This window comes from Streptomyces sp. S6 (genome assembly GCF_054880855.1).
Map to the genome: position 1 here is coordinate 1 of NZ_JBTYMC010000266.1, position 9,397 is coordinate 9,397.

General features: G+C 72.0%; 8 protein-coding genes and 2 pseudogenes. 8 read left to right on the forward strand and 2 right to left on the reverse strand.

Annotation, left to right across the window (positions count from 1 at the left end; genetic code table 11):
- Nucleotides 1-516, forward strand: a 516-nt coding sequence (locus tag ACVNF4_RS27525; protein ID WP_461805572.1) for an MBL fold metallo-hydrolase, incomplete at its 5' end; no start/stop codon positions are given.
- Between the two features lie 175 nt (nt 517-691).
- On the opposite strand, the gene ACVNF4_RS27530 is transcribed toward ACVNF4_RS27525, so the two are convergent.
- On the reverse strand, nt 692-2,020 hold the full coding sequence (locus ACVNF4_RS27530; RefSeq protein WP_461805573.1) for a YhgE/Pip domain-containing protein: 1,329 nt from the start codon (nt 2,018-2,020) through the stop codon (nt 692-694).
- A 63-nt stretch (nt 2,021-2,083) separates the two neighbouring features.
- Here ACVNF4_RS27530 and ACVNF4_RS27535 point away from each other — a divergent pair, with 63 nt between their 5' ends.
- Nucleotides 2,084-2,653, forward strand: coding sequence for a TetR/AcrR family transcriptional regulator (locus tag ACVNF4_RS27535; RefSeq protein WP_461805574.1), 570 nt, complete (start codon nt 2,084-2,086; stop codon nt 2,651-2,653).
- A gap of 9 nt (nt 2,654-2,662) precedes the next feature.
- Here ACVNF4_RS27535 and ACVNF4_RS27540 read toward each other — a convergent pair whose 3' ends face one another.
- Nucleotides 2,663-3,127 carry an SRPBCC family protein gene (locus ACVNF4_RS27540; protein ID WP_461805575.1) on the reverse strand — a complete coding sequence of 155 codons (465 nt, stop codon included), beginning with the start codon at nt 3,125-3,127 and terminating at the stop codon, nt 2,663-2,665.
- Nucleotides 3,128-3,289: 162 nt separating this feature from the next.
- Between ACVNF4_RS27540 and ACVNF4_RS27545 the strand changes: the two genes are divergently transcribed.
- The 6 genes and pseudogenes from ACVNF4_RS27545 to ACVNF4_RS27570 form a co-directional block, all read left to right on the forward strand.
- Nucleotides 3,290-3,454, forward strand: a complete 165-nt coding sequence (locus tag ACVNF4_RS27545) for a hypothetical protein (RefSeq protein ID WP_461805576.1) — start codon at nt 3,290-3,292, stop codon at nt 3,452-3,454.
- A gap of 894 nt (nt 3,455-4,348) precedes the next feature.
- Entirely contained in the window at nt 4,349-5,827 is a 1,479-nt protein-coding gene (locus ACVNF4_RS27550; RefSeq protein WP_461805577.1) for a sugar transferase, read from the forward strand.
- Nucleotides 5,828-5,855: 28 nt separating this feature from the next.
- Entirely contained in the window at nt 5,856-7,169 is a 1,314-nt protein-coding gene (locus ACVNF4_RS27555) for a nucleotide sugar dehydrogenase (RefSeq protein ID WP_461805578.1), read from the forward strand.
- A 1-nt stretch (nt 7,170) separates the two neighbouring features.
- Complete coding sequence (locus ACVNF4_RS27560; RefSeq protein WP_461805579.1) at nt 7,171-8,370, forward strand: glycosyltransferase family 4 protein; 1,200 nt, start codon at nt 7,171-7,173, stop codon at nt 8,368-8,370.
- A pseudogene (locus tag ACVNF4_RS27565) lies at nt 8,367-8,480 on the forward strand (hypothetical protein); the annotation flags it as partial. The gene ACVNF4_RS27560 and the pseudogene ACVNF4_RS27565, both read left to right, overlap by 4 nt.
- Before the next feature lie 724 nt (nt 8,481-9,204).
- Nucleotides 9,205-9,397: pseudogene (locus ACVNF4_RS27570) on the forward strand (spermidine synthase); the annotation flags it as partial.

Sequence of the window (9,397 nt, forward strand, 5' to 3'; positions counted from 1 at the left end):
TGGCCTCACTGCGCGACGGCGACGACTCAGTCCGCTGGTACCCGTTCTAGAACGCCGCCGTTCCCACTCCGGAACAAGTCGGCCGAGCTGGACCGCCCGGGCGGCGGGACGGTCACCGTCACCGGTGTCCCGGCGATCCACGGCCCCGGCAGGCGTGAGGACGTCGAGCCGTTCTCGGGTCAGGTCGTCGGTTTCGTCCTCACCGGCGAGGGCCTGCCCACGGTCTACGTGAGCGGCGACAACGCCTCCCTGGACGCCGTGCGCGAGACGGCCGAGCGCTTCGCCCCCGTCGACACGGCCGTCCTCTTCGCCGGCGCTCCCCGCCTCCCCGGCCGCTACGACGGCGCCCCCCTCGTCCTGGACAGCGCACAGGCCGCCGAGGCGGCCCGGCTCCTGGAAGCCCGCCGTGTCGTGCCGGTCCACTACGACAGCTGGGCCCACTTCACCGAGGGGCGCGGAGAGTTGGTCGCGGCGTTCACGCAGGCCGGGCTGCTGGAGCGGCTCGACCTGGGCTGACGCCGGCCCCGGTACGAGATGCGGACGGCCGGGGAGGCGCGGGAACCTGGGAGGGAGCACGTGGTCTCCACCTCTCCGAGCGGGCCGTGCCTGAGCGGCGCACGGCCCTGGGCGGCGCCGGACCAGCGGATTCCGGCGCCGCCCGCTCTTCACCTCCCCGAGTGACGGCGAGCTGTCAGACGGAGACCGGATCCCCGGCGGGCTTCTCGCCCGAGTCGGCGGAATCGGCCGAATCAGCGACCGGCTCCGAGACCGGCTCGGCAGCCGGCTCCGCGACCGGTGCGTGATGGCTCCGCGTGAGCCCCTTGCGGTCGTAGGCCCGCGTGCCGAGGTACCCGGCGACGAGGCCCAGGACCAGCGTCACCGCCGAGGCGGTCACCGCGCGGCCGACGCCGCCGTCCCACGTCGCCCCGAAGTACAGGATCGACCGGGTGCCCACGTACACCTGGTGCACGGGCTCGAACTCGGCGAGGAAGCGGATGAACGGCGGCAGGGCCTCCAGCGGGGTGGTGCCGCCGGAGCTGGGCACCGCGAGGACGACGAACAGCAGCAGGCTGATCACCATGCCGAGCCCGCCCAACAGCGCGAGGATCGCCTGCGCGACCACGGCGACGGCGGCGATGACGAGGACACCGAGCAGCCAGAGCTGCCAGGGGTGGTCCAGCGGCATGCCGAGCCAGGCGGCGATCCCGAGGTAGGCGCTGCTGACGGCCACCGCGAGTCCGCCCATGACCGCCCACTTCAGCAGCAGCGTGGAGAGGCGGCTGCGCCCGGAGTGCTCGGCCATGCGGTAGACCGGCCCCCACTCCAGGGGGATGAACCCGAGCTTGGCGTCGACGAGGTTGGCGACGATCACGGACCCGGTGAACCCGGCGAGGACGAGCAGCAGGGCGTAGTAGAAGGCGGACAGGCCGTTGCCGGTGCCCTTCGGGACGGTGGCGTAGGGGGTGGTGCGCACGTCCAGCGGGGCGGCGAGGACGAGGCGTGCGGCGCCGGCCGTCTTCGGGGCGGCGGCGAGGAGCTGTCCGCCGACGGCCTCGTTGACGCTCGCGAGGGCCTTCGTGGCGTAGGCGTTGACGAGGGAGACGCTGGAGGTGTTGGCGAGGGGGTTGGTGTAGACGGTGACCTGGGGGCGGCTGACGTCCGCGCCCGGTCCGGCGAGGGCGCCCAGCTTCTGGCTGAGGTCGGCGGGCAGGACGATCGCGCCGTACAGCTTGCCCTCGCCCATCTGCTCGCGTGCCTCGGCGAGGTTCAGGGTGCGCAGGTCGAACTTGTCGTGGTCGGTGTTCTTGCGCAGACCCTCGGCGATCTTGGCGCCGGTGTCGCCCCGGTCGGCGTTGACGACGGCGACGGGGAAGCCGTCGAGGTGATCGGCGGAGTTGACCGAGCTGCCCAGGTAGAGGGAGGCGAGGGTCGCCATGATGACGGTGACGAGGACGGCGGGGGTCAGCCACAGCCAGATTCCTGGCCTGCCGGAGGCCTTCGCGTCGTTGTCGTGCTCCACTGCACCGATCCCTTCGAGGTGACCATTTTGGTTACTGGGTGACCAGAATGGTAACTTGACGCCATGAAGTCAAATCTGAAGCCCACCAGCGAGGAGATCGACCGCGCACTGATCGACGTCGCGGCCTTCGTGTTCGCCCAGCACGGGTTCGCGCAGGGGACGGTCCAGGGGATCGCCGACGCCTCCGGCTACTCCAAGGCCGCCGTGCTCAAGCGGCTCGGCTCGAAGGAGCGCATCCAGGACGCCGTCGTCGCCCACGCCGAGGACACCGCGGCGACGCTCGCGGCCGTCGCCGCCACGACTCCCGTCGGGCCCGAGCGCGACGCCGTGCTCGTCGAGGCGCTCGTCCGGATGATCGCCGAGCGGCCGGGCATGGGCGCGCTCGTCGTGGGGGCCTTCTGGCTGACCCGCGAGCCGGAGGTCATGGACCGGCTCTCGGGGGCTCAGCGCACGCTGATGGAGGCGTTCGGCCCCGACGCCCTCACCGACGAGGTGCGCCGCCTGCGGGTGGTGGCCGCGATCGGCGCGGTGACGGCCACGATGATGGCCAACCGCGACGAGCGGTGGACCGACCGCACGGACGTCGTCGTCGCGGCGGGCCTCGGAGCACTCGGGCACCGGCCCGGTCCGTAGCGCTGCCGCTCAGCGGCCTTCCGCGTACCCCGCCAGATTCGCCAGCGACGACGACATCCCGGTCTCGTGGTCGGCCCGCCCGATCCCGGACGGCACCCCGCTCGCGGTGACCGTCACCCGCGTGCCGCCGGGGACGGCCGTCAGCTCCCACGTCATCGTCATCGTCCCCGCGTACGCCGGGTCGTCGGACGCGAACACGGCTTCCTGGACGACGCGTTCGGGCGGGGTGAGGGCGGTGAAGGCGACCTCGACGACGTCGGTGCCGCCCGAGGTCTTGCCCGGGCCGCCGTCGGGGTCGAGGTAGGTGAGGGTCATCCGGAAGCCGCCGCCGGGGCGGGGGTTCCAGTGTTCGACGCGGCCCCGCATCCCGGCCGGCGGCAGCCACGCCTCAAGGGCTTCGCGGTCCACGAGGGCCGCGTAGAGGACGGTCGGGGAGGCGGCGATCACGCGGGTGACTCGGTCGGTCCTCGGCATGGGAGGAGCCTAGATGTCCCGTCACCCCCGGGCGACCGCCAGCGCGCCGTAGCCGACCCCCGTCACGAGGGCCGTCGACAGCGCCCCCAGCAGCCGCCCCTGCTCGAACCAGGTTCGGCGACGGCCGTCCGCACCGCCGTGATCGCCGGGACCGGGCCCGCGGTGCGGACGGACCTCGCGGAGGGGCAGCCGGTGGCGGTGGAGGTCGAGGGGGTGCCGCTGCGGCGGGTGCTGCGTGCCGCGTGGGCGCCGGGACTTCCGTTGTTCGGTCCGGCGGCGGAACTGCCGGCGGTGTCCCGGCGCGGGCTCGCCGAAAGACGGGTTTAGGGCCGGGATAACGGGATAACCGGCACTGCGGGAAATCGCTTTCCCTCACCGTTGAAGATCATGGTCCGCTCGGCCGCTCCGCGAAATCCGCCGTTTCACTCACCCCGAAACTTTTCGCGGCGGAATCACTCCTTCAACGACTGACTGTTCGTTCGGCGCCACTCCGGGCCGGCCACCCCGGTTCACCGCTCGAACAGGGGGCGAACAGGAGCGAATTCCAGCCTCGTCACCCCTCCCCTCCCCCACTCGGCGCGCACTGTCGAACCGTGTCGAACCGGCCCCGGGACACACCTGACGACCAGCCGTTCCACCCGCCGGCGGCGGGCCGTCCGGCGCCACCGACGATCATCGGTGCCCACAACTCGCTTACAGCCAGGGCGAGTTCACCTGCCACAACAGGAACGGACGATTCCGCGAGGTCAGCCGCGACCCTGTACGGATCCCGCCAGGTCGGCCGGAGTCGATCATCCGGCCGCCGCGGAACGCCGATCGATCATGATTCACCCCGCCCCACTAGGGCTTTTCCTGCTATTGACTCCCGAGTAATGACCGACCGGTCGATTCAGTCTCAAAACTTGCACACAAATTACCCACACCCTCTCTACACACTGGCACCGATGGTCTAGATTGACCGTGCTTCAGACGTTCGGAACAGTTCAAGCAGGAACGTCTTTTCTGGAGCCCCGGGAGGGGCCTCGGGTGCGGGGAGCACCCGGGGTTTCAGTGGGCTCCGCGCACCTCGAAAGTCCGGCGGGACAAACGACACCGCCGTCGATGAAAGCTGTCCAGGGGACGGGACACGGGGAGGGAACAGCACGGGAGGCGGGGGCCTTCCGAGGGGGAGCAACAGTGTGAGGCGAAGCCGTCGAACCACTGGGGACCTGGGGGGGTTCTGTGCAGCAAGGGGGGCTAGTCAGCCCTGTTCCGCCGGCGCGCAGGCGTCCGGCGAACGGGCCGGTCAGACAGTCCGGAACCGACTGGGAACAGCGCTACCGCCGTACCGTCATCGCCGGCGACACCGCGGCCACCGCCTTCGTGGTGGCCGCGATCGGCAACACGTTCGGGGCCCGGGACGCGGCCAACTGGCACGAGAAGTGGGGGATTCTCGCGTTCGGCACGGAAGTGCTGGTGCTGGGGGCCCTCGCGGTGAGCAGGGCGTGGGCACCGGCGGTCCTCGGTCAGGGTGCCGAGGAATTCCGCCGGCTCGGCCGCTCGCTGTTCGCGGCGACCGTCGTCCTCGCGCTCGGCGGGATCGCCCTGGCCTCCCGCAACATCAAGCTGTGGATCTTCGTCGCGATCCCGGCGATCACCCTCACCACCATGACGGCGCGGTACGTGCTGCGCCTGTGGCTGCACCGGCAGCGCAAGGAGGGCCGGTGTCTGCGGCCCGTGCTGGCCGCCGGGAGCCTCACGACGATGCGGGACCTGATCGGCCGCACCCGTAAGTTCCCGCACCTGGGCTGGCGGGTGGACGGCGTCTGCACGACGGACGGGCCCCGGCTCGACGGGGACCAGCTGGACGGTGTGCCGGTGGTCGGCAGGCTGGCGGACGCCGCCGGTCACGTCCACGAGGGCGGCTACCGGGTCGTCGCGGTCACCCCGGACCCGCACTGGTCGCCGGACCGGCTCCAGCGCCTGGCGTGGAACCTGGAGGGCAGCGACGCCGAGATGGTCGTGGCACCCGTGCTGATGGAGGTGGCCGGACCCCGGCTGCACATCGACGCGGTGCTCGGCATCCCGCTGCTGCGGGTCAGCATGCCGGCCTTCACCGGAGGGCGACGGGCCGTCAAGGGCGTCGTCGACCGGCTCGGAGCGGCGGCCCTGCTGGTGCTGTTCGCGCCGCTCATGGGGTGCGTGGCGCTCCTCGTGATGCTGGACAGTCCGGGCGGCGCGTTCTACCGGCAGCGCAGAGTGGGCAAGGACGGCCGCGAGTTCACGATCCTCAAGTTCCGCACGATGGTCGCCGGCGCGCACCAGGCACGGGCCGCGCTGGCCGACCGGGACGAGGGCGCCGGACTGCTGTTCAAGGTCCGCCGCGACCCCCGGGTGACCCGGGTGGGCGGGGTGCTGCGCCGGTACTCGATCGACGAACTGCCGCAGTTGTTCAACGTCCTCACCGGGTCGATGTCCCTGGTCGGTCCGCGCCCCCCGCTGCCGGAGGAGTCCGCCGCCTACGGGCCGGACATCCGGCGCCGGCTGCTGGTGAAACCCGGGCTCACCGGGCTGTGGCAGATCAGCGGGCGCAGCGACCTGTCCTGGGAGGAGGCGGTCCGGCTGGACCTGCGGTACGTGGAGGACTGGTCGCTCGCCCTGGACACGGTGATCTTGTGGAAGACGCTGCGTGCCGTGGTGCACGGGCAGGGGGCCTACTGATGCGCGAAGCGCCTGGGGGGAACGGGTCATGAGAGTCAGCGTTTTCGGGCTGGGCTACGTGGGCTGCGTGTCGGCCGCGTGCCTGGCCGGCATGGGGCACGACGTCGTCGGCGTCGACGTCAACCAGGTCAAGGTCGACCTGGTGAACGACGGCAAGGCGCCCGTCGTCGAGGAGCGGATCGGCGAGCTGATCGCCGGTGTCGTCCGCAGCGGTGCCTTACGGGCGACGACCGATGTCCGCGAGGCGATCGGGGACAGCGAGGTGTCCCTCGTCTGTGTGGGGACGCCGTCGGAGCCCAACGGGAGCCTGTGCACGACGTACTTGGAGCGGGTGACGGAGGAGATCGGGGCGGCGCTGGCCGAGCGGGGCGGGCGGCACACCGTGGTGTTCCGCTCGACGATGCTCCCGGGGACCTGCCTCAACCTGCTGGTGCCGATCCTGGAGAAGCACGCGGGGACGGCCGGGGTGGACATCGGGGTCGCGGTGAACCCGGAGTTCCTGCGCGAGGGCACCAGCGTGCGGGACTTCTTCGACCCGCCGAAGACCGTCATCGGGGAACTCGACACGGCGAGCGGCGACACGGTCCTGGAGCTGTACCGGGGGCTGCCGGGCGAGGTGTTCCGGGTGCCGGTGCCGACGGCGGAGGCCATCAAGTACGCGGACAACGCGTTCCACGGCCTGAAGATCGGGTTCGCGAACGAGTTCGGCGCGGTGTGCCAGGCCCTCGGGGTCGACTCGCACCAGGTGATGGACGTGTTCCTCGCCGACCGCAAGCTCAACATCAGCCCCGCCTACCTGCGCCCCGGGTTCGCGTTCGGCGGCTCCTGCCTGCCGAAGGACCTGCGCAGCCTGGTCCACGCCGCGCACCGGGCCGACGTGTCGGTGCCGATCCTGTCCCACGTCCTGCCGTCCAACGCCGACCACCTCCAGCGGGCGGTGGAGCTGGTCGAGCGGACCGGCAGGCGCCGGGCGGGCCTGTTCGGGCTGTCGTTCAAACCCGGCACCGACGACCTGCGCGAGAGCCCGCTCGTGGAGCTCGCGGAGCGGCTGTTCGGCAAGGGGTACGACCTGAAGATCTACGACGCGAACGTCAGCCTGTCGAGGCTGCTCGGCGCGAACCGGGAGTACATCGAGGGCCGGCTGCCGCACCTCGCGCAGCTCCTCGCGGACTCCGTCGAGGAGGTCCTCGACCACGCCGACGTCGTCCTCGTCGGCACCCGCGACCCGGAGGTCCTCGAAGCCCTCCCGCACGGTGAGGGGCCCGTGATCGTCGACCTCGTCCGCCTCCCCGACGCCGAGGTGCGCCGGGCCGAACAGGGGTACGTGGGCCTTGCCTGGTGACATGAGACGCGCGCTGATCCTGGTGGAGAACCTGTCGGTGCCGTTCGACCGGCGGGTGTGGCAGGAGTGCACGACCCTGCGGGACGCGGGCTGGGAGGTCCACGTCATCTGCCCGCGGGGTACGAAGCGGGACACCGAGGCGGAGGCGGTGATCGACGGGGTCCGCATCCACCGGTACCCGCTGAAGGCGGCGACCGGAGGGCCGTCCGGGTATCTCCGGGAGTACGGTTCGGCGCTGTGGCACACCCTGCGGCTCGCCCGCAGGGTCGGCCCGGTCGACGTCGTACACGCCTGCAACCCGCCCGACCTGCTGTTCCTGCCCGCGCTGTGGCTGAAGCGGCGCGGCGCGCGGTTCGTCTTCGACCAGCACGATCTGGTGCCGGAGCTGTACCTGTCGCGGTTCGGCCGGGGTGAGGACTTCCTGTACCGGGCGGTGTGCGCGCTGGAGCGGATGACGTACCGGGCGGCGGACGTCGTCCTCGCGACGAACGAGAGCTACCGGGACGTCGCGGTGCGCCGGGGCGGCAAGCGGCCCGATGACGTGTTCGTGGTGCGCAGCGCGCCCGACGCCGGGCGGTTCCATCCGGTGCCCGCCGAGGCGGAGTTGAAGCGCGGGAAGCCTCATCTGCTGTGCTATCTGGGGGTGATGGGCCCGCAGGACGGCGTGGACTACGCGCTGCGGGCGCTGGCGAGGCTGCGGGACGAGTGCGGGCGGTCCGACTGGCACGCCGTGTTCGTGGGCGGCGGCGACACGTTCGACGCGATGGTGGAGCTGTCGGGGCGGCTCGGGCTGTCCGGGCAGGTGGAGTTCACCGGGCGGATCCCGGACGCCGACCTCGCGCGCTACCTGTCGACGGCGGACGTCTGCCTCTCGCCGGACCCGCACAACCCGCTCAACGACGTGTCGACGATGAACAAGGTCCTGGAGTACATGGTGATGGGCCGGCCCATCGTCTCCTTCGACCTCAAGGAGGCGCGGGTGTCCGCCGGTGAGGCGGCGCTGTACGCGCCCGCGAACGACGAGTCCGCGTTCGCCCGGCTGATCGTCGAGTTGCTGGACGATCCCGACGGGCGGGCCCGGATGGGCAAGATCGGCCAGGGGCGGGTCGGCGGGCCGCTTGCCTGGCAGCACTCGCAGGCGTCCCTGCTCGCCGCGTACACCGCCGCCTCCCGTGCACCGGGGCGGAGGCCGCACCGTTGAGCGACGACACGATACGTCTGGTCACGATCGGCCGGATCATCCGCCGCCGGCGACGGCTGCTGGCCCTCCTCACGGTGGCGGGCGCGCTCGTCGGCTTCGGCGTCTCCCTGCTGCTGCCCGCGCAGTACACGGCGTCCGCGTCGGTGCTGCTGCCGGGGGCGTGGGAGCAGCGGCAGCTGCTGACGCAGACGCAGATCGCGACCAGTTCGGTGGTGGTCGACAAGGCCGCCGCCACTCTCGCCTGGCCCGGCGTCGACGGCCGTGACCTGCGGGAGCGGGTGAGCGCCTCGGCGACGGACGGGAACATCGTCCAGATCTCGGGGACGGCCGGGACGCCGGAGCGGGCGCAGCGGCTCGCCGACCAGGTGGCCCAGCAGTTCGTGGCGTTCGCGGCGCGGGTCGCGGGCGACAGCAGCGACCCGGAGGCGGCGGCACGCCCCGAGGAGCTGCGCCAGTTGGTGGAGCGGATCGGCCGCCGGATCACGGAGCTCGCGGACTCGGCCGATCCGGGGCGGACCGTGGAGAGCGTGCAGACCCGCACCGAGCTGGCGAAGCTGCGCACCTCGCTCCAGGAGGCCGTCAACAAGCTGGACCAGACGGGTCCGGCCGCCGAGAAGGCCAGCATGGTCGTGATGGGCCCGGCGCCCCGCCCGGACGGTGAGGCCCCGCCGACCCGGGTCCAACTCGTCGCGGGCGGCGCCCTGTTGTTCTTCCTGGTCTCGGTGATCGCCCATCTCACCGCCGCCCGGGTGAGCCGCAGGCTGCGCACCGAACCGGAGATCGCGAGGGCGCTCGGCACGACGGTCCTGGGCACGGTCGACGTCCCCGGTGGCCGTGTCGCGCGCCGCTCCCAGGGCCGGTTGCGGCGTCTCACCGGCGCCGACATCCGGTGGGACGTCCCCGTCCCCCGGGCGTCCGGGGACGAGGCCCTGCGTGTTCGTGTGCGCCGCGTGCGGGCTGGTCTACGAACTCGAACTCGTCGCGCTGGCCTCGTACTTGATGGGCGACTCGGTCACGCAGGCGTCCG

Excerpts from the sequence above, each read along its gene's own strand:
- ACVNF4_RS27555 (WP_461805578.1), top strand. The coding sequence starts at position 5,856 with ATGAGAGTCAGCGTTTTCGGGCTGGGCTACGTGGGCTGCGTGTCGGCC.
- ACVNF4_RS27540 (WP_461805575.1), bottom strand. The coding sequence starts at position 3,127 with ATGCCGAGGACCGACCGAGTCACCCGCGTGATCGCCGCCTCCCCGACC.
- ACVNF4_RS27560 (WP_461805579.1), top strand. The coding sequence starts at position 7,171 with ATGAGACGCGCGCTGATCCTGGTGGAGAACCTGTCGGTGCCGTTCGAC.
- ACVNF4_RS27535 (WP_461805574.1), top strand. The coding sequence starts at position 2,084 with ATGAAGTCAAATCTGAAGCCCACCAGCGAGGAGATCGACCGCGCACTG.